This is a genomic window from Sphingomonas sp. JC676, assembly GCF_014489075.1.
Taxonomy (GTDB): Bacteria; Pseudomonadota; Alphaproteobacteria; order Sphingomonadales; family Sphingomonadaceae; genus Sphingomonas.
This window is the reverse complement of record NZ_JACTGR010000003.1, coordinates 82,677-105,153: the sequence shown is the minus strand read 5'-3', so window position 1 is coordinate 105,153 and position 22,477 is coordinate 82,677. Positions and strand designations below refer to the sequence as shown.

23 protein-coding genes are annotated in these 22,477 nt (G+C 66.2%); 11 read left to right on the top strand and 12 right to left on the bottom strand.

Annotated features, from left to right (window positions below; all coding sequences use genetic code 11):
* Nucleotides 1-4: 4 nt before the first annotated feature.
* Nucleotides 5-1,003: an adenosine kinase gene (locus IAG41_RS11140; protein WP_187728723.1), complete on the top strand. Its 999-nt coding sequence runs from the start codon at nt 5-7 to the stop codon at nt 1,001-1,003.
* Nucleotides 1,004-1,071: 68 nt separating this feature from the next.
* On the opposite strand, the gene IAG41_RS11135 is transcribed toward IAG41_RS11140, so the two are convergent.
* Nucleotides 1,072-2,616, bottom strand: coding sequence for an amino acid permease (locus IAG41_RS11135; protein ID WP_187728722.1), 1,545 nt, complete (start codon nt 2,614-2,616; stop codon nt 1,072-1,074).
* Between the two features lie 303 nt (nt 2,617-2,919).
* Nucleotides 2,920-3,210 (bottom strand): hypothetical protein, encoded by a 291-nt coding sequence (locus IAG41_RS11130; RefSeq protein WP_187728721.1) that lies wholly within the window; start codon nt 3,208-3,210, stop codon nt 2,920-2,922.
* Between the two features lie 416 nt (nt 3,211-3,626).
* Between IAG41_RS11130 and IAG41_RS23470 the strand changes: the two genes are divergently transcribed.
* Nucleotides 3,627-4,694 carry a hypothetical protein gene (locus IAG41_RS23470; protein ID WP_187728720.1) on the top strand — a complete coding sequence of 356 codons (1,068 nt, stop codon included), beginning with the start codon at nt 3,627-3,629 and terminating at the stop codon, nt 4,692-4,694.
* A gap of 28 nt (nt 4,695-4,722) precedes the next feature.
* Here IAG41_RS23470 and IAG41_RS11120 read toward each other — a convergent pair whose 3' ends face one another.
* From IAG41_RS11120 to hisB, 8 genes are all read right to left on the bottom strand, one after another.
* On the bottom strand, nt 4,723-5,100 hold the full coding sequence (locus IAG41_RS11120; protein WP_187728719.1) for a histidine triad nucleotide-binding protein: 378 nt from the start codon (nt 5,098-5,100) through the stop codon (nt 4,723-4,725).
* Between the two features lie 117 nt (nt 5,101-5,217).
* A complete protein-coding gene (locus IAG41_RS11115; protein WP_187728718.1) occupies nt 5,218-5,538 on the bottom strand; it encodes a phosphoribosyl-ATP diphosphatase in 321 nt (106 codons plus the stop codon).
* Between the two features lie 31 nt (nt 5,539-5,569).
* Nucleotides 5,570-5,764: a hypothetical protein gene (locus tag IAG41_RS11110; protein WP_222950657.1), complete on the bottom strand. Its 195-nt coding sequence runs from the start codon at nt 5,762-5,764 to the stop codon at nt 5,570-5,572.
* Between the two features lie 67 nt (nt 5,765-5,831).
* Complete coding sequence (gene hisF, locus IAG41_RS11105) at nt 5,832-6,590, bottom strand: imidazole glycerol phosphate synthase subunit HisF (RefSeq protein WP_187728717.1); 759 nt, start codon at nt 6,588-6,590, stop codon at nt 5,832-5,834.
* The gene (gene hisA / locus IAG41_RS11100; RefSeq protein ID WP_187728716.1) at nt 6,587-7,321 is read right to left on the bottom strand and encodes a 1-(5-phosphoribosyl)-5-[(5-phosphoribosylamino)methylideneamino]imidazole-4-carboxamide isomerase; all 735 of its coding nucleotides are present in this window, start codon (nt 7,319-7,321) and stop codon (nt 6,587-6,589) included. The genes hisF and hisA overlap by 4 nt, the downstream gene beginning before the upstream one ends.
* Nucleotides 7,309-7,911, bottom strand: a complete 603-nt coding sequence (gene hisH / locus IAG41_RS11095; RefSeq protein ID WP_187728715.1) for an imidazole glycerol phosphate synthase subunit HisH — start codon at nt 7,909-7,911, stop codon at nt 7,309-7,311. The genes hisA and hisH overlap by 13 nt, the downstream gene beginning before the upstream one ends.
* On the bottom strand, nt 7,908-8,192 hold the full coding sequence (locus IAG41_RS11090) for a YciI family protein (protein WP_187728714.1): 285 nt from the start codon (nt 8,190-8,192) through the stop codon (nt 7,908-7,910). The genes hisH and IAG41_RS11090 overlap by 4 nt, the downstream gene beginning before the upstream one ends.
* A complete protein-coding gene (gene hisB, locus IAG41_RS11085; RefSeq protein WP_187728713.1) occupies nt 8,192-8,779 on the bottom strand; it encodes an imidazoleglycerol-phosphate dehydratase HisB in 588 nt (195 codons plus the stop codon). Before hisB ends, IAG41_RS11090 begins: the two co-directional genes overlap by 1 nt.
* A 73-nt stretch (nt 8,780-8,852) precedes the next feature.
* Between hisB and IAG41_RS11080 the strand changes: the two genes are divergently transcribed.
* The 4 genes from IAG41_RS11080 (at nt 8,853) to IAG41_RS11065 (ending at nt 12,410) form a co-directional block, all read left to right on the top strand.
* Nucleotides 8,853-9,341, top strand: a complete 489-nt coding sequence (locus IAG41_RS11080) for an SspB family protein (protein ID WP_187728712.1) — start codon at nt 8,853-8,855, stop codon at nt 9,339-9,341.
* Nucleotides 9,342-9,393: 52 nt separating this feature from the next.
* On the top strand, nt 9,394-10,782 hold the full coding sequence (gene fumC / locus IAG41_RS11075) for a class II fumarate hydratase (protein ID WP_316251151.1): 1,389 nt from the start codon (nt 9,394-9,396) through the stop codon (nt 10,780-10,782).
* Between the two features lie 252 nt (nt 10,783-11,034).
* Nucleotides 11,035-11,331, top strand: coding sequence for a hypothetical protein (locus IAG41_RS11070; protein ID WP_187728710.1), 297 nt, complete (start codon nt 11,035-11,037; stop codon nt 11,329-11,331).
* Nucleotides 11,332-11,336: 5 nt separating this feature from the next.
* The gene (locus IAG41_RS11065; RefSeq protein WP_187728709.1) at nt 11,337-12,410 is read left to right on the top strand and encodes a S8 family peptidase; all 1,074 of its coding nucleotides are present in this window, start codon (nt 11,337-11,339) and stop codon (nt 12,408-12,410) included.
* A gap of 12 nt (nt 12,411-12,422) precedes the next feature.
* On the opposite strand, the gene ppc is transcribed toward IAG41_RS11065, so the two are convergent.
* On the bottom strand, nt 12,423-15,095 hold the full coding sequence (gene ppc, locus IAG41_RS11060; RefSeq protein ID WP_187728708.1) for a phosphoenolpyruvate carboxylase: 2,673 nt from the start codon (nt 15,093-15,095) through the stop codon (nt 12,423-12,425).
* A gap of 259 nt (nt 15,096-15,354) precedes the next feature.
* Between ppc and IAG41_RS11055 the strand changes: the two genes are divergently transcribed.
* The 3 genes from IAG41_RS11055 to IAG41_RS11045 are packed head-to-tail and all read left to right on the top strand — an operon-like array spanning nt 15,355 to nt 19,162.
* Complete coding sequence (locus IAG41_RS11055) at nt 15,355-16,932, top strand: B12-binding domain-containing radical SAM protein (RefSeq protein ID WP_187728707.1); 1,578 nt, start codon at nt 15,355-15,357, stop codon at nt 16,930-16,932.
* A complete protein-coding gene (locus tag IAG41_RS11050) occupies nt 16,932-18,203 on the top strand; it encodes a nitric oxide synthase oxygenase (protein ID WP_222950656.1) in 1,272 nt (423 codons plus the stop codon). Before IAG41_RS11055 ends, IAG41_RS11050 begins: the two co-directional genes overlap by 1 nt.
* On the top strand, nt 18,191-19,162 hold the full coding sequence (locus tag IAG41_RS11045; RefSeq protein ID WP_187728706.1) for a glycosyltransferase family 2 protein: 972 nt from the start codon (nt 18,191-18,193) through the stop codon (nt 19,160-19,162). The genes IAG41_RS11050 and IAG41_RS11045 overlap by 13 nt, the downstream gene beginning before the upstream one ends.
* On the opposite strand, the gene IAG41_RS11040 is transcribed toward IAG41_RS11045, so the two are convergent.
* On the bottom strand, nt 19,109-20,269 hold the full coding sequence (locus tag IAG41_RS11040) for a glycosyltransferase (RefSeq protein WP_187728705.1): 1,161 nt from the start codon (nt 20,267-20,269) through the stop codon (nt 19,109-19,111). The genes IAG41_RS11045 and IAG41_RS11040 overlap by 54 nt on opposite strands.
* A 78-nt stretch (nt 20,270-20,347) precedes the next feature.
* On the opposite strand from IAG41_RS11040, the gene IAG41_RS11035 reads away from it, so the two are divergent.
* Together IAG41_RS11035 and IAG41_RS11030 are read left to right on the top strand one after the other, a co-directional pair.
* On the top strand, nt 20,348-21,649 hold the full coding sequence (locus tag IAG41_RS11035; protein WP_187728704.1) for a lipopolysaccharide biosynthesis protein: 1,302 nt from the start codon (nt 20,348-20,350) through the stop codon (nt 21,647-21,649).
* Between the two features lie 184 nt (nt 21,650-21,833).
* Nucleotides 21,834-22,472 (top strand): isochorismatase family cysteine hydrolase, encoded by a 639-nt coding sequence (locus IAG41_RS11030; protein ID WP_187728703.1) that lies wholly within the window; start codon nt 21,834-21,836, stop codon nt 22,470-22,472.
* The last annotated feature ends 5 nt before the right edge of the window (nt 22,473-22,477 follow it).

Genomic DNA, 22,477 nt, shown 5'->3' with positions numbered 1-22,477 from the left:
GACCTTGACCACCCCCCTTTATGACGTGGTCGCGATCGGCAATGCCATCGTCGACATCCTTGCCCAGGCCGAAGACAGCTTCATCGAGGAGATCGGCGTCGCCAAGGGATCGATGCAGCTGATGTTCTCGCCCGAAGAGGCGGACGCGCTCTATGCCAAGATGGGCCCGGGCCGCGAAGTCTCCGGCGGGTCGGCGGCGAACACCGTCGCGGGCATCGCAGCACTGGGCGGCAAGTGCGCGTTCATCGGCCAGGTCGCAGACGACCAGCTCGGCATGGTCTTCGGCCACGACATCCGCGCCGCCGGCGTGCATTTCGACACCGTGGTCCGTGAAGGTCAGCCGACCACCGCGCGCTGCCTGATCTTCGTCACGCCCGACGGCCAGCGCACGATGAATACCTTTCTCGGCGCCTCGCAGTTCCTCCCCGCCGCCGCAATCGACGAGAGCATGATCGCCAATGGCGCGATCCTCTATCTCGAAGGCTATTTGTGGGATCCGGAAGAGCCGCGCGCCGCGATGCGCGCCGCGATCGACATCGCCCGCGCCAATGGCCGCAAGGTGGCCTTCACGCTGTCCGACGTGTTCTGCATCTCGCGCCACGGCGGTGATTTCCGCAAGCTGATCGAGGACGGGCTTATCGACATCCTGTTCGCCAATGAGAGCGAGCTGCTGGCGCTGTGCGAGCATGAAAGCTTCGAGGGCGCGGTCGAGCATATCCATGGCAAGGTGCCGCTGCTCGTCGTGACGCGCAGCGAGCAGGGCGCGATGGCGCTCCAGGGCTCCGAGCGCGTCGAGGTCAAGGCCGAGCCGATCGAGAAGCTGGTCGACACCACCGGCGCCGGTGACATGTTCGCCGCGGGCTTCCTCTTCGGCCAGGCGCAGGGCCGTAGCCTCGAGGAATCGCTTCGCCTCGGCGCGATCTGCGCGGCGGAGATCATCCAGCATTACGGCGCGCGCGCCGAGAAGGATCTGAAGAAGCTGGCGGAAGAACGGCTGGGCTGATCCGCTCCACCTGAAACGAAAAGGGGCCGGGAGATCGCTCTCCCGGCCCCTTTTTTTGAGCTCGACCCTCAGTGCGTTCCCGGCACCTTGGGTTCGAGATCCTCATAGGCCTCGGGCTCGGACACATCGACGAGGCCGCGGCCGACATGGCTCTTGCGATAGCCATAGGCGAAATAGATCACCAGGCCGATGCCGCCCCAGATCGGCAGCACCATCTTCGCGTCGAACGGCAGCAGCAGATACAGGCCGATACAGCCGACGATCGCCAGCGGCGCGACGATATAGACGAACGGCGTCCGGAACGGGCGGCGGCGATCCGGATCGGTACGGCGCAGGATCAGCACCGCGACCGCCACCATCAGGAAGGCGAACAGCGTACCCGAGTTGGAGACGTCGGCGAGCTTGCCGACCGGCAGGAACGCCGCGGCGATCGCGACGAACACGCCGGTGATGAAGGTGACGATATGCGGGGTCTTCCACTTGGGGTGGATCGATGCCAGCTTCTCCGGCAGCAGACCGTCGCGCGCCATCACGAAGAAGATGCGGGTCTGGCCGAACAGCATCATCAGGATGACCGAGGGCAGCGCCAGACCGGCCGCGAGGCCCATAAAATAGCCGGCCCAGTCATAGCCGCCGACCTTGAGAACGTGCGCGAGCGCCTCTTTCGAGCAGGCGAGCGGCAGCGTGGCGCCGCCATTGACGATATCGGCGCAGCGCGCGGCGAGCTCGGACGAGCCGGGCGAAAGGACCTCGCCGTTGAGACCGGTGACCGGCGTCGCGCCGATCATGCCGATCGCGCCGGCGGCGACGAGCAGGTAGAAGATGGTGCAGATGGCGAGCGATCCGATCAGGCCGATCGGAACGTTGCGCTGCGGGTTCTTGGTTTCCTCGGCTGCGGTCGAGACCGCATCGAAGCCGACATAAGCGAAGAAGATCGACGCGGCGGCGCCGCCGACGCCGATGATGCCCCAGCCATTCGGCGTGAACGGCGTGAAGTTGCCGCCCTTGATGAGCGGAAGCGTGATCAGGCAGAACAGCGAGAGCGCGGCGATCTTGATCGCGACGAGCACCGCGTTGACGCGGGCGCTCTCGGTGGTGCCGATCATCAGCAGCCAGGTGACCAGCATCGCGATCAAGGCGGCGGGCAGGTTGACGATGCCGCCGGCATAGGGGCCGTTGGCGAACGCGGCCGGGATGTTGAGCCCGATCGTGTCCCGCAGCAATCCCACGATATAACCCGACCAGCCGACCGAGACCGCGGAGGCCGCGACGGCATATTCAAGGACCAGCGCCCAGCCGACCATCCAGGCGAGCAGCTCGCCCATCACGGCATAGGTATAGGTGTAGGCGGAGCCGGAAACCGGCACCATCGATGCGAGCTCCGAATAGCAGAGTGCGGCCACCGCGCAGACGAAGCCGGCGATGATGAAGCTGATCATCATGCCCGGGCCAGCCTTTTGCGCGGCTTCGGCGGTGAGCACGAAGATGCCGGTGCCGATGATCGCGCCGACGCCGAGCAGGGTCAGCTGGATCGGGCCGAGTGAGCGGTGGAGCGATTTCTTTTCGGCTGTCGCCAGAATGGCATCGAGTGGCTTTATGCGCCCGAATATCATTTAGGTTATCCCCTTCACGGCGTCGTTGCGCCGCACCAATGATGAAAGGCGCGAGCCTAGCCCCAAATCAGGGGCGCGCAATCCCTTTGCTGCGCGCGGCGCGGCGAACGGCGGATCAAAGGTCACGAAGTTCACGCCACTGTGCGGCCGGAGCGCGCGCGAAAATTGACGAAGTTCGCGATAACGCGCCGCATCTCGTAATATTATTGCGCGTTGGGAATGCGAGGCTCGAAGGATTCAAAGAGCGGCCGGTAACCGGCCGAGCCAAGCAGGCGAAATCCTACATTGCAAGCGGCGGGCGGGTTAGAATCCCAGCCAGCGTTCTCCCTGCACCGACGGCGCACAACTGTTCCAGCGGATGCGCGTTCGCCATTTGGCGGCGGCGGCGCGCCTGCCCCTACGCGACTCGTCATCGCGCATGGTGCGCAGCGCCTGGCATTCGCCACGTTCGGCGGCGAGCAGCCACCACCGTCGTCCGCCCTCCGCGGTCCGGTCGTCGCGAGTATCTTCAAACTGTGCGAGTTTCACCGCGGCATCGTTGTCGCCCTTCCGCGCACGGGCGATCAGGTCCCGATATTCAGAGAGCTTCAGCATCCACTCCACGCAGCCTGCCACGCCGGCGACAAGACCGGTCCCGCAAGGCGCTTTCGGCGCCGCGCCTGCCGGCGACCCAGCCGCGGCAAGCAGTAGCAGCAGCGCACTAAGCGCGACGTAACGAATCCGGCCAATCGACACGGTGCTCCCCCCGGAACGGCTATTGCTTCCGCTGTCCAGGATGATCGCGGGCGTTGACCGCGGCGTCAAGCGACGTGCCGTTCGCTGCCGGCCACTTCCACCGGGTGAACCGGCGGATTTAGTCTGCCATGCTGCCTTGTCCGTGACGCGGAATGGCCTGAAGATTGAATTCGGCGTCGCGGCCCGCTGAAGGGCTCAGCGACGACAAGGACAGGGCCGGCCATCGGGCGGCATGGGGAGGGTTTTGATCGATGCTTGGACGCCTTTGCTTTTTGGTGGCGATCACGCTTTCCCTGGGGGCGGCCCCTCCGCACGCTGCTGTTCGCGCGCCACAATTCACCGTGGAAACCCAGTGGCTGAAAATGCCGGCCGACCTGGTCTTCGGCGAAGTTGCAGCGGTCGATGTCGACAAGCACGACCAATTATGGGTTCTGCAACGGCCCCGGACCGCGAAGCCGGGTCCGGGCCAGCAGGCCGCGCCGCCGATCATGATATTCGACCGGCACGGGGTCTATCTTCGCGGGTTCGGCGGGCCCGGGCCGGGGTTTGACTGGCCCGCCAACGAGCATAGTCTCGCCGTCGATGCCCTCGGCCGGGTGTGGATCACCGGCAATGGGCGATCCGACCCGAAAACGGCCGACGACATGCTCCTGACATTCGATTCGGCGGGCCGCTTCCTGCGCCAAATCGGGCGTCCGGGCGGTACGCGCGGCGACGATGACGTCGAAAACCTTTCGGCGCCCGCCGATGTCTTCGTCGATCTGGGGCACCACGAAGTCTATGTCGCCGACGGCTATGGCAACCGCCGGGTCATTGTTTTCGACAGCGAGACCGGCAAGTTCAAGCGCATGTGGAGCGCTTTCGGGGCAGTGCCGCCCTCCTTGCCGGCGCCGCCGACGCGCGAGCCCGGCAGGGCCTTCACGCCGGAGACGGGCAACGGACCGGCCGGCTTCAACGGCGTGCACGGCGTCGAGCTGTCCCGCGACGGGCTGGTCTATGTCTCGGACAGGAACAATCAGCGCGTCCAGGTCTTCACGCGCGGCGGCCGCTATCTGCGACAGGTGTTCATCGACCGGAACGAAGCGTCGGCGCAGACCGCGTCCGGCATGGCCTTCTCGGCGGATGCCGCGCAGCGGTTCCTCTATGTGGCCGACTTCGGAAACTCGAAGGTCCTCATCTTCGATCGCCGTTCCTTGAAGGCGATCGGCGAGATCGGCGGCAAGGGAGACGCGCCGGGCCAGTTTCTCGGCCCGCATCTCATGGCCACCGACAGTCACGGCAATCTCTACGTGGCCGAGGTGCCGGGCCGACGGCTGCAGCGCTTCACGCTCAAGGCAAACTGATACTGGCAGAGCGGCGCGGCGCCGCGCCCTATCGCGCCAGCATCGGCCCGAGCGGCTTGCCGGCGAAGATATGGACGTGGAGATGCGGGATCTCCTGGTGCGAATCCAGGCCGGTATTGGCAAGCAGCCGATATCCCGGCGCCACCAGCCCTGCCTCGCGCGCGACATGCCCAACGGCGCGGACGAACCCGGCGATCTCCGCGTCCGATCCGCGTGCCGAGAAATCGTCCCACGAGACATAGGCGCCCTTGGGGATCACCAGGATGTGCAGCGGCGCCTGGGGGTTGATGTCGTGGAAGGCGAGCGCGAACGCGTCCTCATAGACCTGCTTCGACGGGATCTCGCCGCGCAGGATCTTCGCAAAGATGTTCTGGTCGTCATAGGGCTTGGTGGCGTCGATGGGCACGCTGGGTCTCCTTTCGGCTCTCCCATACCATTCCGTCACCCCGGCGAAAGCCGGGGTCCAGGAGTCACGAGCGGAACCGCAGAGAAACGCTGGTCCCGGTTTTCGCCGGGATGACGATCAGGAGGAAGCGCGGCCAGCCTTTTCCTCCAGCCCCGAAACCCCCTCGCGCCGTGCCAGCTCGGCGCGAACGTGGTCGAGGCTAAGGCCGGCATCGGCGAGCAGGATCATGAGGTGGAAGACCAGATCGGCGGCCTCGCCGGTGAGCGCGGCCTTGTCGTCGGCCATCGCCGCGATGACGGTCTCGACGGCTTCCTCGCCCAATTTCTGCGCGATCTTGGCGCGGCCGCGCGCGGTCAGCTTGGCGACATAGGAGGTTGCCGGATCGCCGGTGCGGCGTTCGCGGATCGTCTGTTCGAGCGCGTCGAGGGAGTCGGCCATGTGCGCGGGCTGCGGGAGCCCGCCGCGCCTGTCAATCCTCGGACCGGCGCCGGAAGCGCGCGCGCATCCGGCTGCGCACGAACCAGATGCCGCCCGCGGCGACCGCGGCCAGCGCCAGGTCCGAGAATTCGGGCATCGAACGGCTGCCGGCGACGCCGGTATGCGGCGGCTCATCGGCGGCGAAGGCCGGGGTGGCGATCAGGAGGGCGAGGGCGATGCGGATCATGGGGGCGGTGTAGCGGGGTGGGGGTTGGGGAAGGATTAAACTCCCTCTCCCGCTTGCGGGTGAGGGCTTAAGAGCGGACCGGGATACCCGCCGCGGCCAGCGCCGCATGCGCGTCGGCGATGCTCGCCTCGCCGAAATGGAAGATCGAGGCGGCGAGCACGGCAGAGGCGTGGCCGTCACGAATGCCTTCGACCAGATGGCCGAGATTGCCGACGCCGCCCGAGGCGACCACCGGCACCGTCACCTGATCGGCGATGGCGCGGATCAGCGCCAGGTCATAGCCGTCGCGGGTGCCGTCGCGGTCCATCGAGGTGACGAGCAGCTCGCCGGCGCCCAATCTGGCGAGGCGAAGGGCGTGTTCGACCGCGTCGATCCCGGTGGCGTTGCGGCCGCCATGGGTGAAGACTTCCCAGTAGTCGCCGACCCGGCGCGCATCGATCGAGGCGACGACGCATTGGCTACCCATGCGATCGGCGATCTCGGCGACCACTTCGGGCCGCGACACCGCGGCACTGTTGACCGCGACCTTGTCCGCCCCGGCGAGCAGCAGCGCCCGCGCATCCTCGACGGTGCGGACGCCGCCGCCGACGGTGAGCGGCATGAAGCAGACCTCGGCGGTGCGGCGGACGACATGGATCATCGTGCCGCGCGCTTCGTGGCTGGCGGTGATGTCGAGGAAGCAGAGTTCGTCGGCACCCGCCGCATCATAGGCACGCGCCTGCTCGACGGGATCGCCGGCATCGATCAGGTCGACGAAATTGACACCCTTGACGACGCGGCCATTGGCGACGTCGAGGCAGGGGATGACGCGCGCGCGGACGGTCATCCCTTGGCCACCTGGATCGCCCAGCCCAGATCGAGCCGCCCGTCATAGAGCGCGCGGCCGGTGATGACGCCCTCGACGCCGTCCTCGACATGCGCGGCGAGTGCGTGGATGTCGGCGATGTCGGTGACGCCGCCGCTGGCGATCACGGGGATCGCGACGGCGCGGGCGAGCGCGACGGTCGCCTCGACATTGCAGCCCTTGAGCAGCCCGTCGCGGCCGACATCGGTGAACAGCAAGGCGGCGACGCCGGCATCCTCGAAGCGGCGGGCGAGATCGACCACGGCGACATCGGACACCTCCGCCCATCCGCGCGTCGCGACCAGCCCGTCGCGGGCGTCGACCGCCACCACGATGCGCCCAGGATTGTCGCGAGCGGCCTCGCGGACCAGCTCCGGATTCTCCAGCGCGGCGGTACCGATCACGACGCGCTCGACGCCAAGATCGAGCCAGCGCTCGATCGAGTCGCGGTGGCGGATCCCGCCGCCCAGCTGGACCTTGCCGTGGAAGCGCTCGAGGATCGCGGCGACCGCGGCGCCATTTACCGATTCGCCCGCGAACGCGCCGTCGAGATCGACGACATGGAGCCATTCGGCGCCGTCCTGCGCGAATATCTCCGCCTGCTGGGCGGGGTTGTCGCCGTAGATGGTGGCACGGTCCATATCGCCCTCGGCGAGGCGGACGACCTGGCCGGACTTGAGGTCGATGGCGGGGAAGACGATCAGGGCCGCCATTTGAGGAACCTCTCCAGCAGCGCAATGCCGTAGCGCTGGCTCTTTTCGGGGTGGAACTGGACGCCGGCCATATTGTCGCGGCCGATCGCGGCGGTGACCGGCCCGCCATGTTCGGTGGTGGCGAGCACGCTCTCGCCCTCGAAGGCAAAGCTGTGGAGGAAATAGGCTTCGCCCGCCTCGATCAGCGGGTGATCGGCGACGGGAATCACGTCGTTCCAGCCCATATGCGGCACGCGGACCTGTGCCGAAGGCGCGAGGTGGCGCACGGTGCCCGGGATCCAGCCGAGGCCGGCATGGCTGCCGAGCTCCTCGCCGGTAATCGCCATCAATTGCATACCGACGCACACGCCGAGAAACGGTGCGGCTTCGCGGAGCACGCGCGCCTCCAGCGCTTCGACCATGCCATGGATGCCGCGCAGCCCCGCCGCGCAGGCGCCGAACGCGCCGACGCCGGGCAGGACGATGCGATCGGCCCGCGCCACAGTCTCGGGGTCGGCGGTAACGAGGATGTCCACCGCGCCTGCCGCCTTCAGCGCGTTGTGGACCGAATGGAGATTGCCCGCGCCGTAATCGATCAGCGCGACGCTCACTGGGACAGGGACTCCAGCCCCGGCGCGGTCATCGTCACTTCGATCTCGACGAATTCATAATCGGCGGCGCCCGCCACGGAGAAAGGGTCGCTCGTGACCCATGCCCTGACCTCCTCGAGCGTTCCGCGCGCCATGAACATCCCGCCCGTCACCGGCACCTTGCGTCCGGCGGCGAGCAGTCGCCCTGCCGCGACGCCTTCGGCTAGCCAGGCGCGATGGCCAGCGCGCAGCTCCGCGATCGCCTCGGGGCTCAGCTTGTAGGTCAGCAGGACGAGGATCATCAGAGCACGCCTTTGGTGGACGGAATGGCATCCGCCTTGCGCGGATCGATCTCGATCGCCTCACGCAGCGCCCGGGCGAGGCCCTTGAACGCGCTCTCGGCGATGTGATGATTGTTGACGCCGTAGAGGGTCTCGACGTGGAGGGTGATGCCGGCGGCCTGGGCGAACGAATGGAACCAGTGCTCGAACATTTCGGTGTCCATCTCGCCGAGACGCTTTTGGCTGAACTGGGTCTTGAAGACGAGGAAGGGGCGGCCCGAAATGTCGATCGCGACGCGGGTCAGCGTCTCGTCCATCGGCGAGAGCGCGTCGGCATAGCGGCGGATGCCCTTCTTCTCGCCCAGCGCCTTGGCCACTGCCTCGCCGATCGCGAGTCCCGTGTCCTCCACGGTGTGATGCTGGTCGATATGGAGGTCGCCCACCGTCTTCACGTCGAGGTCGATCAGCGAATGGCGGCTGAGCTGCTCGAGCATGTGATCGAAAAAGCCGATGCCGGTGGAAACAGTGTATTCGCCCGTGCCGTCCAGGTTGACGGTAACATGGATCGAGGTCTCGCTCGTCTTGCGGTTGATGGTGGCGATGCGCATCGGCAACCCACATAGCGATGGTTGCCGTCCATGCAATCTTGACCCGCGCTCGGCATGCGCTAGTCCAACAAGAATGACTGGTACCGTGCCCGACAGCCTGATTCCCTATGACGAGATCGTCCAGGAAGCCCTGCGCGCCGTCGTCGGCCGGGTGCTGGGCTCGGTCGCGGCGACTCAGGCGCTGCCCGGCGCGCATCATTTCTACATCACCTTCAAGACCCACGCCCCCGGAGTCGACATCCCGCAGCGGCTGATCGAGCGCTTCCCGGACGAGATGACAATCGTGCTCCAGCACCGATTCTGGGACCTGAAGGTGGACGGCGAGAAATTCTCGGTCGGCCTGAGCTTCAACCAGGTGCCGGCAATCCTCAACATCCCCTTCTCGGCGATCACCGGCTTCCACGATCCGGCGGTCAATTTCGAATTGCGCTTCCAGGCGCAGGAAGGCCCGGACGGCCCCGAGCCGCACGAAGAAGCCGAAAATGACGGCGCCGTCAGCGTGGTGAAGCCGGTCGACGATGGATCGAACGTCGTCTCGGTGGACTTCAAGCGGAAGAAGTGACAATCGCCCCAGCGAGCCGGGCAGGCCCGGCGCGCATGGAGGCAATGTGACCGTGACTACCCGCACCGAAACCGATTCGATCGGCGCCATCGAAGTTCCCGGCGACGCCTATTGGGGCGCGCAGACCCAGCGTTCGATCGAGAATTTCCCGTTCGGCCCGCAGGAGCGCATGCCGATCGGCATCATCCATGCGCAGGCGATCGTGAAGCAGGCCGCGGCGCGGGTGAACGTCAAGCACGGGCTCGATCCCAAGATCGCCGAGGTGATCGAGACGGTCACCCAGGAGATCATCGACGGCAAGCTCGACGACCAGTTCCCGCTGGTGATCTGGCAGACCGGCAGCGGCACCCAGACCAACATGAACGTCAACGAGGTGATCGCGGGCGGCGCCAATGAGATCCTGACCGGCAAGCGCGGCGGCAAGTCGCCCGTCCACCCCAACGACCATGCAAACATGGCGCAATCGTCGAACGACTCGTTTCCGACCGCGCTGCACATCGCCGCGGCGCGTGCAGTGACGATGAAGCTCTATCCGGCGCTCGAGCGCCTGCATGGCGCGCTCGACAAGAAGGCGAAGGACTGGGACCGCATCGTCAAGATCGGCCGCACCCATCTTCAGGACGCGACGCCGTTGACGCTCGGCCAGGAGTTCTCCGGCTATGCGGCGATGCTGACCTCGGCCAAGGCGCGCTTCGCCAGCGTGCTCGAGCTCGATATCTTCAAGCTGGCGCTGGGCGGCACCGCGGTGGGCACGGGGCTCAATTCGCCTCCGGGCTATGCCGAGGACGTCGCCGCTGAGATCGCCAAGATCACCGGGCTGCCCTTCGTCACCGCGCCGAACAAGTTCGAATCGCTTGGGACCAAAGACCAGCTGGTGAACCTGTCGGGCACGTGCAACACGCTCGCCGTGTCGCTTACCAAGATCGCCAACGACATCCGCCTGCTGGGCTCGGGTCCGCGTTCGGGCCTGGGCGAGCTCGAGCTTCCGGCCAACGAGCCGGGGAGCTCGATCATGCCGGGCAAGGTCAACCCGACCCAGTGCGAGATGCTGACGATGGTCGCCGGCCAGGTGATCGGTAATCATGTCGCGGTCACCGTCGGCGGTCTGCAGGGGCATCTGGAATTGAACGTGTTCAAGCCGCTGATCGGCTCGAACCTGCTGCGCTCGATAGAATTGATGTCGACCGGCATGACGAGCTTTGCCGAGCGGACGGTCGACGGGATGAAGGCCAATGAGGGCCGCATCAAGGAGCTGGTCGACCGCTCGCTAATGCTGGTGACCGCGCTGGCGCCCGAGATCGGCTATGACGCCGCCGCCAAGATCGCCAAGAACGCGCATGAGAAGGGCCTGACGCTCAAGGAATCGGGCCTGGCGCTCGGCCTGGTCGACGAGCCCACCTTCGACCGCCTGGTGCGCCCCGAGACGATGGTCGGGCGTTGAGGCGCGCAACCCTTTCCCGCGGGGAAGGGCCGATCTGGACGAATTCGGAAAAGGTCGGGCTCGATGCCCGGCCTTTTTCTTTCGGCGGTCTCGCCGTCGAGACTGCAAAGTTCGGACCCGCCGTCATCCTTTGCTCTGATCAACAAGGTCATCGGCGCATCGAAATTGGTATAGCGGGCAGTCAGGGCGCAGGTAACCGCTCGCGGAACGATCACTTTTAGACTATACCGTCGATGTTTCGAGGGGGTGGATATGAACTGGGAACTTTACTTCTGGTGCGTTGCCGGGATCGTCATCAGCGTACTTCTGCCCGTCATCTGGGTCGCAGTCCGCGCTGCGTTTCCCGCCCCGGCCGGACCTGCGGGTCTGCGCGACGATAGCAAGAAGCTCTGGACGATTATAAAGCCTTACCTGCTGCTCGGGATTGCCTCTGCCATGACGGCGATCATCATCATGTTCGCGCTTGGCAAGCAGGTGGAGACTGCCCAGGCGGCAATGCTCGCCGGCTACGCGTGGGACTCGACGCTCCAGAAACTCACCAAGGCCTGAGCCGCGTGCCGGCCCTGCCCGACGATTTCGATCGGAAGCAGGGCATATCCCGCTGCTGGGAGCGCGGCGCCAGGGGCGCGGGCATCACCATCGGGGTGATCGACACCAGCCTGGATCCCACGCATCCCGAGCTGGAGGGATGGGTCGAGTCCTGTCTCGAATTCGTGGAGCGCGAGCCGGCGGTGCCGGCTGGTCCCGACACGCACGGAACCAGCATCGCCCGTAACATCCGCCTCGTTGCGCCCGAAGCACGGATTGTCGGGCTCAGCATCTTCCCTGCCAGCAACACTGCGCTGCGCTACAATGCCCATGTCCGCGATGCGGCGGCGCGCGCGGTTCGCGAGAGCATCGCGCGCTATCCGGCGATGCGTGTGATCAACATGAGCTTCGCCATCCCGCGAGGGCGGCTATGGGGCTGCCGGCCCGGCGCGCGTTGCGCGCTGTGCCGGGCGGTCAACGATGCGCGCGATGCCGGTATTGCTCCGGTCGCCGCGGCGGGAAACACCGGCCCGCACGCCAACTCGATCGAATGTCCCGGCATAGCTGAGAAAGCCATCACCGTCGGCGCGGTGCTGGGATCGAAGGATCGCGAGGCTTTCGCCTCGACCACGCCCGCAGAACGCACCGACCGCTACGGTACCTCCTATTCGACCGCCTATTTTTCGGGCGGCGCGGCGCTGCTGATGTCCGCTGCGCCTAAGGCGAGCGTGGACGAGGTGGAAGAGGCATTCGCGCGGGTCACGAGCCGGATGGCCGACGGGTCCCCGGCGCGCGCCAATTTCGCGAACGCGCTGGACTGGTTGATCGGCCCCGACCAGGGCCTGGCCGAAATGATGATCGAGCGCCTTCATTGGATCGCCGGCAATCGCGATGCGCAGCGTCCGGACAATCAATATGTCGTCGAGGCGCTCGACATTGCTCTCCTCTTCATCGAGCGCGGGTTGATCCGCCGTGGAGAAGTGGAGCGTGCCAATGCGATGGCCGAGAGGCTCGACGCGACGATCGAGCCCGACTGCTTGCCCGCATATCACGCTAGATTGATGGATCTGCAGCGCAGGATGAATATCCGCCCGATCTGAACCTGGAAAGGATCAGCCGCTGTTGCGCAGCGCCGTCGCGATCGCGTTGATCGAGAGCAGGATGCCCTCGCCGATCCGGGGATCCTCCTCGCCGGCGCGGTGGCGCTTCATCAGCTCGATCTGAAGCAGGTTGAGCGGCTCGATATAGGGCAGGCGGAGCAGGATCGAGGTTTCCAGCGTCGGGTGCCTTTCCAGCAGCCGCGTCTGGCGCGTGACCTGGAGCAGCCCGTCATGGGTCTGCTGCCAGCCGTCGCGGATGCGCCCGAACACGGTGTCGCGCAGCTTTTGGTCCTCGACCAGCGCGGCATAATGTTCGGCGATGCCCATGTCGGACTTGGCGAGCACCTGCTCCATGTTCGCCAGTGTCGAGGCGAAGAGCGGCCAGGCGCTCGCCATCTCGCGCAGCAGCCCCTTGTCCTCGAACGCCTCGATCGCGGCGCCGACGCCGTACCAGCCGGGGAGCATGATGCGCGCCTGCGCCCAGCTGAACACCCAGGGGATCGCGCGCAAATCCTCGATCGCGTCTGATTTCTTGCGGGAGGCCGGGCGCGAGCCGATCTTGAGCCCGGCGATCTCGGCGATCGGCGTCGCCTCGCGGAAGAAGGTGGTGAAGCCCTCGGTCTCATAGACCAGCCCGCGATAAGCCTTGAATGCCGTGTCGGAGAGCTGGTCCATCGCAGCAGCGAAGCGTGCGGCGTCCGCATCGGCGAGCTTTTCGGGCTCGAGGCTGGCAAGCAAAGTGGCGGAAGCCATGGCCTCGAGATTGGTCATCGCGCTCTCGCGCGTGCCGTATTTCGCTGCGATCACTTCGCCTTGTTCGGTGATGCGGATGCGGCCCTGCACGGTGCCGCGCGGCTGGGCGAGGATCGCCGCGAAGGACGATCCGCCACCGCGTCCCACCGCGCCACCGCGGCCGTGGAACAGCTGCATGCCGATATTGGCCCTTTCGAACACCGGCTTGAGCGCGGTTGAGCCGCGCGACAGCTGCCAGGTCGAGGTAAGATAGCCGCCGTCCTTGTTGGAGTCGGAATAGCCGATCATCACTTCCTGGTGGCCGCGCGCCTTGGCGATCGCGGCGACTTCAGGAAGGCCGAGCCAGGTTTCCATGATCGGCGGCGCGGCTTCTAGATCGGCGATCGTCTCGAACAAAGGGATCGCCATGATCCCGGCGCTCGGCGTCTCGCCCGGCGTATAGAGCCCGGCTTCCTTGAGCAGCACATGGACCTCGAGCAGGTCCGACACGGACTGTGCCATCGAGACGATATAATGGGTGATGCACTGGCAGCCATATTTGGCATGCGCATCGGCGGCGGCGCGGACGATCGCCAACTCCGAGGCGGTCTCCTCCGAATATTCGGCATAGGGGCTCGTGAGCAGCCGCGGGCTGGCGAGTTCGGTGCGCAGCAGTGCGACGCGCGCATCTTCGTCCAGTAACGCATAGTCCTCGGCGACGCCCGCTGCCTTGAGCAGCTCGGCGACGACGCGCTCATGGACAGCGCTGTTCTGGCGCATGTCGAGCGTGGCAAGGTGGAAGCCGAAGGTCTCGACCGCGCGGATCAGCCTGCCGAGCGCGCCGCCGCTGGCCAGCGGACCAGGCCCCTCGGCGATCAGGCCGCGCGCGATCGCCACCAGTTCCTCGCGGAATTCGCCGGGATTGGCATAATGCGTGCCCGAGATCGGGGCGGGGCGGGCGGGCGGCTTGCCGGTCAGATGCTCGTGGGTGGCCGAGAGCCGGGCATAGATGCCCGAGAGCGCGCGCCGATAGGGCTCGTCCTCGCGGCTGCGGCCGGTGTCGTGGCTCGCCTCGGCGAGCTTGAGCACGGCGTCGCTGACCGAGACATGCTCGGTCGAGATCGAAAGCTCGGCACCAAGCGCATGCACCGCGTCGAGATAATAGCCGAGCACCGCCTCGGCCGAGCGCGCCAGCGCCAGCCGCATCGATTCGGCGTTGACGAAGGGGTTGCCGTCGCGGTCGCCGCCGATCCAGCTCCCGGCGCGAAGGAAGGAAGGTATGCGTTCGCCCAATGCACGATCCCAGCGGGCATAGAGTGCGGGCAACACGGGCAGGAACACGTCGCGCAGATAGGAAAGCGCGGTCTCGACTTCGTCGGCGACGCCGAGTTTCTCGCGGCGCAGCACGCGGGTCTGCCAGAGCAGGGCGATCTGGCGCAGGATCGCCTCTTCGACCCTGTCGCCATCCTCGGTCTCGCTCAGCCCTAGATCCTTGAGCTGCATCAGCTCGGCGATCCGGTTCTTGTGGTCGATCATCGACTTGCGGCGGACCTCGGTGGGATGGGCTGTGAGCACCGGCACGACCAAGGCATGATCAAGCAGCGCCATCACCGCGTCATGGCCGATGCCCTCGACCTTCAGCCGCTCCAGCGCGCTGACGACATCGGCGTCCTTCTCGGTCTCGACGCCCTGCCGATCCTCGGCGAGGTTGGCGAGCATCGAGAAGAGCATGAAGCCGCGGACGAAATCGATCGTCTCGTCGAGCGTCAACCGATCGAGCCCGCGATCGATCGCGCCGGCACCGGCGACACCGCGATGGCGATCGACAGAGGTCGCGCGAATATATTCGATGCGCTTGAACAGCTCTTCGCCGCCATAGGCGCGGATCACGTCGCCAAGCAGGCGTCCAAGGAAGCGGATGTCCGGGTTGTTCGCGATCGCACGGCTAGCCATGGCCGCGATTGCTGCACCGCGAAATGATTCGGGTCAACGGAGAAGCGTGCGGCGATGCATTCCGCGGGTTCGCTATGCCAGATTGCCGGTGGAATCGATCGCCACGGGTAATATCCGGGTCGATGCTGGCGCGACCATCATCTCTGCCGCGCTCAAGTAAAAATGTCCGATTTCGGTATTGCGAAACCGAGCGGAACTATTGAGAATACTTGCGATTCCTCCGGCTTGATTTCATATTCACAGACTGGGGGATTGCGAGATGGGTGCGTGGTTGAGACGAGACGCCTTCGCGTCACAAAGGCTTGTTGAGGACGCGCGCGGGCGCGCCGCAATCCTGCCGGGCGCGATGCGCGAAGTGCGGCCGATCGATCGGACGCGTCACACCGCGCTGCTCGTCGATCTGAACAATTTCGCGACCTTCCCCACGCTGGCGGTGGGGATATTGATCGCTGCGTTGCGCAATGCCGGGCATGAGGTGCGGCTGTTGGTGCCGCTGGCCTATGACGTGCCGGCGAGCGAGCGCGAGCGCGTCGAGTGGTGGCTCGATCACTGGATGCGGCGCATCCATCTGTCGACCTGGGCGCCGGCGCGCTGGTTTCGCGATATGGCCCGCGGGCTGCGCTATTGGTGGCGCCAGCGCCCGCATCGCACGGTATTGCGCGAAGTCGCGAGGGCGATCGAGGCGAAGCCCGACGTGCTGCTGCTCTCCGCCTATCTCCAGCATCACGCGACCGTGGTCGAGATCGGTAAGCTCGCCAGGGCGGCCGGCATTCCGCTGTTGCTCGGCGGGCCGGCCTTCAATCTGAAGGGCGTTGCCGACGCATGGCGGACGGTGCCCGGGCTGACCGCGATATTCGGCGGCGAGGCGGACCTGCTGCTGCCCGAGCTGATCGCGGCGATCGTATGCAAGGACGATCTGCTCAAATTCGACGGCATCGTCCTGCCCGACGGCGAGCGCAGCCGGCCGGCGCCGCCGTTTCGTGCGCTCGATTCCTCGCCGGTCCCCGATTTTTCCGATTTTCCCTGGGATCGCTACCGTGTGCGCATTGTGCCGATCATGACCGGGCGAGGCTGCCAATGGGCGAAGTGCAGCTTCTGCAGCGACGTCGTGTCGGCCAATGGGCGCACCTATCGCACGCGGAGCCTGGAGTCGGTGCTGCACGAGATGCGCGAGCAGTCACGCCGGCAAGCAACGTCGAACTTCCTGTTCCTCGATCTCAAGCTCAACAGCAATCCTGCGCTGTTCCGGGGGATCGCCGAGCATGCGCAGGACGTGGTGCCGGGGGCGCAGTGGATTGGAACGGTCCATGTCGATACGCGTGCCGACAATGGTCTGTCGCGCGCCGATCTGCGCGCGGCGGCGGCGAGCGGGATGCGGCGCGTCAGCTTCGGACTTGAGAGCGGCAGCCAGCGGATGCTCGACCTGATGACGAAGGGGGCGACGGTCGAGGCCAATTCCATGTTCATCCGCCATGCCTTCGAGGCAGGGATCTCGGTACGCTGCACGATGTTCAAGGGCTATCCGGGTGAAACTGCCGAGGATCTGGAGCGTAGCGCGCGGTTCCTCGAGGAACATCTTCGCTATATCGATCGCGTCCGGTTCAACGAGTTCTCGATCCTCGAGGATACGCCGATCTGGGCGCAGGTTCATGCCGGGGACCTGCCCGATATCGAGGTAAACGGCGCGCAGGCCAGGCTCGGCCGCATCTCTTATTTGAATCGATCGACCCAGGTGAGCGACTATCGTCGGGCGAAGGCGCGAGTGCTTGGGGCAGTGTTCGCGATCAACCGGCGGCGGCTCGCGCCCGGCGCGCAGATGTTCGACGGAATGATGTGATGCACGCGGATCGGTTCGCCATTGCCAATCCCGTGCTGCGGCGGATGCGCCGGTTGAGCCGGGGCGAGCGGCGCGAGGAAGCGCTTGCCTTTCTTGCCGATTTCGCGCGCGAGACGGGGCAGATCGAGGCGGAGGCGAAGGCGCGTCGCCGGGCGGTGCTCGCGTCGTTGCGGGCATCGAATCACTACGAGCATACGGCAGAGGAACTTGCGTTCGGCGCGCGGCTCGCCTGGCGCAATCATGCGCGCTGCATCGGTCGGTTGTGGTGGAAGTCGCTCGAGGTGCGCGATTGCCGGGCGGCGGAGACGCCGGCGGAAGTCTCGGCGCATGTGTTCGGTCATATGACGGAGGGATTTTCGGGCGGGCGCATCCGTTCGTGCATCAGCGTTTTCCCACCGGCCCGGCCGGGCCGGGTGCCGGTGACGATCGAGAGCCCGCAGGTCATTCAATATGCGGGCTATCTGGGCGAAGACGGCAAGGTGATCGGCGATGCCCAGAATGTCGAGCTGACGCGCACGGTGATGGCGCTGGGCTGGCAGCCGCCGGTCGACCGGGGGCGGTGGGACGTGCTGCCGATGCTGCTCCGCGATGCGGACGGCCACCGCCACATCTTCGATCTGCCGCGCGATCTTGTTCAAGAAGTCGAGATCAGGCACCCGAATTACCCTGGAATCGCCGATCTGAACCTCAGATGGTACGCCGTTCCCTGCGTATCGAACATGCACATGACAATCGGCGGCATCGAATATCCCTGCGCGCCGTTCAATGGCCATTATATGGGCACCGAGATCGCTTCGCGCGACTTGGCCGATCGTAAGCGCTACGACCTCCTGCCCGAGGTCGCCAGCGCGATGGGACTGCCAATATCCGCAAACGCCGATCCGCTTTGGCGCGATCGCGCCCTCACCGAGCTGAACCATGCAGTCCTGCACAGCTTCCGTCACGCGGGCATCGACATAGTCGATCACCACACCGCCAGCACGCAGTTCATGGAGTTCGTGAAACGCGAGCAGCGCGAGGGCCGCACCGTTTCAGGCGACTGGTCCTGGATCGTCCCGCCGCAGGCGAGCTCCGGATGCCCGGTTTTTCATTTGGGGATGGAAAATCTCAACGCGGTGCCAAACTTCTTCGTCAGTCGGGCGATCGACGGCAATGACTTGCGGGTGAACCGGCGCGACCAGCGGCGGAACAAGTGGTTGCGGCGCTACGACAGGCTCAAGCAGCACTGGCGCGACTGGCGGCGGCAGCGCGACGGGCTGTGGTCCGGCTGAGCGTGATGTTCTCGATCGTCATAGTCTGCTGGAACAAGCGCGACGCGAGCCGCGCCTGCCTCGCTTCGCTGCGCGCGGCACCGCCCACCACAGACCATGAGATCATCCTCGTCGACAATGGATCGAGCGACGACACGGCGGCAATGGTGCGGGAGCAATTCCCGCACGTGAACCTCGTCTCCAGTTCGACCAATCTGGGCTTCGCCGGCGGCGCCAATCTGGGCGCCGCACACGCGCGTGGCGAGCAACTGTTGTTCCTCAATAACGACACCAAAGTGCCGCCCGGCGCGATCGACGCGCTTGCCGCCTTCGCCCGCGAACGGCCGGAGGCGCGCATCTGGGGTGGGCGCACGCTCAGGCCTGACGGGCGGATCAATCCGACCGAAAGCCTTGCGCTGCCGACGCTCTGGGGCAGCTTCTGTGTCGCGTCGGGCCTTGCCGCGCTGTTCCCGGGCAGCCGGATGCTCAACTCCGAAAGCTATGGCGGCTGGAAGCGCGACACCGTGCGCGAAGTGGGAATGATCGCCGGCTGCTTCATGCTGATCGGCCGCCGCTTCTTCAAAGAGCTTGGTGGGTTCGACACGCGCTTCTTCCTCTACGGCGAGGATGTCGATCTCAACATTCGCGCAAGAGAGCGCGGTGCACGCCCGCTGTTCACGCCCCATGCGAGCATTGTCCATGCCGGCGGCGAGAGCAGTCGACCGGAAGATATGTGGACCTATCTGCTCAGCGCCAAGCTGGAGCTGGCGCGACGGCACCTGGGCCCGGTGCGCGGCAGGCTCGCGGCGGCGTGCCTGATCCGGGGGAGCCAGTTGCGCAGCGTCGTGCTGACGCTTGCGGCGATCCCGATACGCCGGCTCGCGCCGAAACGCGACATTTGGAGGGTCGTCTGGTCGCGCCGGGCGCTATGGTCGGCCTGCGCGATCGCCGACCCGATTGCCGGGCATCTTCCGATCTGACAGCGCCGCGGCGACGATCTCGTCGAGCGCCACACGCCGTGCGACCATCCAGCGCGTCCGCGCCGCGCGATCGGGCCGGGGCGTGCGCACCAGCGCCGCTGCGAACGCCTCGGCCGAGTCCGCGCCCGCCACGTCCGCCGGAACCTGCCCGACCAGACGGATCGCGCTGGCGCTCGCCACGACCGGCCGCCCGGACGCGATCGCATCGAGCAGCTTGAGATTGGCGCCCTCCGCCGCGAGAGAGGGCACCGCGACGCGCTCGGCACGGCGCAGGAAGCCGGGCCCGTCCTCGACCGCGCCGCAGAACCGCACCTGCGCCGGCGCCGGCAAGCCGGCGGGGTCGACATTGCCGCCGATCTCGATCCGCCAGTCCGCCGGCAGCAGAGGCTGGACGCGATCGAGGAACCAGCGCAACGCCTGCCGATTGGGCTGCCACCGCCAATTGCCGAGCAGCGCGACCTGCGGGCCGGCGGGTTCGGAAAGCGGGGCGTCGGCCTGCTCGCGACCGAGTGGCGGCAGCGCGCGGACGATGCCGCGGGCTTGGGCGCGAAGCCGATCGGCGTCGTGTTCGCTGATGCACCAGGTTTCCACAGCGGCGTCGAGAACCGCACGCTCGACGCGGGCGACCAGCCGCGCTTCGCGACGATAGACCCGCCTCCCGGCGAAACCGGCGGACGCCGCGAGCCGCACGTAGAGCGACTGTTCGGCATGATGCGCGAGATAGACGATCGGGACGTCGCGCAGCAGCGGCAGCGTCCATCCCATCTGGGCATGATCGATGACGACGAGATCCCAGTCCCGATCTGCGATCAGCGTCGCGAGTTGCTCCCGATAGCCTGCCCCCATCCATTTCTGGACAGTGAAGGCGCGGCGGCCGATCGATCTCAGTGCCCAGATCGCGGCACGGAGCGGCGCGGCGCGTGTCTCAATGCTGCACACACCCACGCTGGTCTCGCCCGGCGCGGGAGACGATCCCGGGCGTTCATAGCCGAGCAGCATGACCTGCGCACCGCAGCGGCGAAGACTGTCTACGATCGTTTGCGACCATAGCTCACCGCCGTTGCGGATCTCGGCGGGCAGGACCGTGGTCAGGAAAAGGATCTGCATCGCCGCGCCCCGGATCCGGCAGGAAGGGCCGGGAAGATATCGGACGTTGCTAGCCGAACTCGATCGCGCGTACCAAGTATGACGATGGGGCAATGGAAGATTGAACCGAAGCGGCACGAGCTGATCTTCTTCGCGATCCGGCTATTCGTGCTCGCCACGGGCCTGTTGACCACCATCGCCATCGGCCATTTCCTGGGTGCGGCGGCGAGCGGCGTGCTGGGGCTGGTCCTGCAGACATCGACACTGGCGGCGACCGTAGCGACACTGGGACTCGATCTCGCGCTGTTGCGTCTCTTCGCTCCCGCCGTCGCCGATGGCCGTCCGATCGCAACCCAGCTGATCGGCAAGCTGCTTGGCTTCGTCGTCGCGGCGGACATCGCCTTTGTCGGCGCGGTGCTCTTCTGGCTGGCGATCTCGCCAGAGGCCGTCGATCGCGCCACACTGATGGCGCTGATCGTTGCGTTGGCGCTGCGTCCGGTCATTCGCTTCGAGGTCACGCTGCTGCAGGCGCACGGCAAGCTGGTGCGATCGCATCTGATGGAAATGCCGATCAACCTGGCGATCCTGCTTGCGCTGCTGTTGCCCAATCCGACGTTGACGCGCGTGCTTGCGGCGATGGTGGCGGGTACCGCGGCGGCCGCCGTGCCCGCGCTGATCGGCATCGCGCGGCGCATGGCGCACGGGCGGGGCGGGGAAGGCGCGTTCTACATGCGCGCGCGCGACGTGGCCCGTTCGGCGATGCCGCTGGCGGCAGCAGCGCTGTTCGTGGCGGCGGGCGACTGGCTGGGGCTGGCCTATGCAGGGCTCTATTTCGGCGCGGCCGGGGCGGGGACATTCCGCATGGCGGCACAACTCGCCAACGGCTTCATGATACTCTTCACGTCGATCGCGTTCAGCAACCTGCCGGCCCTGGCGCGCATCGCCAATGGCGGGGACCGAAGCGAACTCGGCCGTCTGCTGCGGAGAATGGCGGTGACGGCGGCGGCGTTGGGCGTACCGGTCGCGCTCGGCGCGACGGCCCTGGCCGAGCCTCTGCTCGGCGCGATCCATCCGGAGTTCGCCGGCGCGGGGGCAGTGCTCGGCATATTGTTGGCCGGGCAGCTTGCCGCGGTGGTGATGGCGCCCTTTGCATATGCGCTGATCGTGCTCGGCGGGGAGCGCCTGAACATGGCACTGGCGGGCGTGCGGTTCGCGACGATCGCCGCGTTGGGGGCACCGGCCGCCTGGTGGGGCGGGCTATGGGGCCTGGCTGCCGCAATTTCGGCGGTGCTGATCCTCAATAATATCGCGGTCTGGGCGATGCTGCGACGGGCGCTCCACTCTGGACCCGTCCCCTGTGCATCCGCGGAGATAACAGCTCCCAAGGCCAGCCTGTTCTGACCGCTTTCCGGCGCAACCAAGCGGTTTGATCGACCGGGTCGATCTCCACAATCGACACTTTCTTTTTCATAGGGTCTTGATGCTATGATTTTCATAGCAAAATAGAGCTCCGTTCAAGCGACGCCAGGGAGCATGCTCCGGGAGTAGCCGCCTGCAACATGCCCAAACATCGATTGGAACGAACATGTCACAGCCAATTTACAAGAGAGAGTCGACCGCACTTCTTTTCGTCGATCCCTATAACGACTTCCTGTCCGAGGAAGGGAAAGCCTGGCCGCGGCTCAAGCCGGTCGCCGAACAGGTCGGGCTTCTCGACAATCTGCGCAGTCTTGACCGCGCGGTCCGCGCTGCCGATATCCAGGTGGCGATCGTCCCGCACCGCCGCTGGGAGCCGGGCGATTACGAGGATTGGGACCATCCCAACCCCTCGCAGGAGAAGATCATGCACGGCCATCATTTCGCCCGCGGCGAATGGGGCGGCGACTGGCATCCTGATTTTGCGCCCAAGCCGGGCGACATCGTCGCCAAGGAACATTGGGGGCAAAGCGGCTTCGCCAATACCGATCTCGACATGCGGTTGCGGCAGAAGGGCATCACCCACGTGATCGTTGTCGGGCTGCTCGCCAATACCTGCATCGAATCGACCGCCCGCTACGCGATGGAACTCGGCTATCACGTAACCTTGGTGCGCGACGCCACCGCCGCCTTCGCGCCCGAGCTGATGCACGCCGCGCATGATCTGAACGGCCCCACCTTCGCCCATGCCATCCTGACGACCGCCGAGCTGCTCGCCGCGCTGCCGTCAGCCTCTGTCGAGGAGTGAATTTC

What these genes read in the sequence shown, in the direction of transcription:
- IAG41_RS11030 (WP_187728703.1), top strand. Translation starts at nt 21,834, where the DNA reads ATGTCACAGCCAATTTACAAGAGAGAGTCGACCGCACTTCTTTTCGTC.
- IAG41_RS11050 (WP_222950656.1), top strand. Translation starts at nt 16,932, where the DNA reads ATGCACGCGGATCGGTTCGCCATTGCCAATCCCGTGCTGCGGCGGATG.
- IAG41_RS11040 (WP_187728705.1), bottom strand. Translation starts at nt 20,269, where the DNA reads ATGCAGATCCTTTTCCTGACCACGGTCCTGCCCGCCGAGATCCGCAAC.
- hisA (WP_187728716.1), bottom strand. Translation starts at nt 7,321, where the DNA reads ATGGCGGCCCTGATCGTCTTCCCCGCCATCGACCTCAAGTCCGGCCAG.
- IAG41_RS11080 (WP_187728712.1), top strand. Translation starts at nt 8,853, where the DNA reads ATGACTGGTACCGTGCCCGACAGCCTGATTCCCTATGACGAGATCGTC.
- IAG41_RS11135 (WP_187728722.1), bottom strand. Translation starts at nt 2,616, where the DNA reads ATGATATTCGGGCGCATAAAGCCACTCGATGCCATTCTGGCGACAGCC.
- IAG41_RS11130 (WP_187728721.1), bottom strand. Translation starts at nt 3,210, where the DNA reads ATGCTGAAGCTCTCTGAATATCGGGACCTGATCGCCCGTGCGCGGAAG.
- IAG41_RS11070 (WP_187728710.1), top strand. Translation starts at nt 11,035, where the DNA reads ATGAACTGGGAACTTTACTTCTGGTGCGTTGCCGGGATCGTCATCAGC.
- IAG41_RS11035 (WP_187728704.1), top strand. Translation starts at nt 20,348, where the DNA reads ATGACGATGGGGCAATGGAAGATTGAACCGAAGCGGCACGAGCTGATC.
- ppc (WP_187728708.1), bottom strand. Translation starts at nt 15,095, where the DNA reads ATGGCTAGCCGTGCGATCGCGAACAACCCGGACATCCGCTTCCTTGGA.
- IAG41_RS11055 (WP_187728707.1), top strand. Translation starts at nt 15,355, where the DNA reads ATGGGTGCGTGGTTGAGACGAGACGCCTTCGCGTCACAAAGGCTTGTT.
- IAG41_RS11090 (WP_187728714.1), bottom strand. Translation starts at nt 8,192, where the DNA reads ATGATCCTCGTCCTGCTGACCTACAAGCTGAGCCCCGAGGCGATCGCG.
- hisF (WP_187728717.1), bottom strand. Translation starts at nt 6,590, where the DNA reads ATGACCGTCCGCGCGCGCGTCATCCCCTGCCTCGACGTCGCCAATGGC.
- IAG41_RS11110 (WP_222950657.1), bottom strand. Translation starts at nt 5,764, where the DNA reads ATGATCCGCATCGCCCTCGCCCTCCTGATCGCCACCCCGGCCTTCGCC.
- IAG41_RS11115 (WP_187728718.1), bottom strand. Translation starts at nt 5,538, where the DNA reads ATGGCCGACTCCCTCGACGCGCTCGAACAGACGATCCGCGAACGCCGC.
- hisB (WP_187728713.1), bottom strand. Translation starts at nt 8,779, where the DNA reads ATGCGCATCGCCACCATCAACCGCAAGACGAGCGAGACCTCGATCCAT.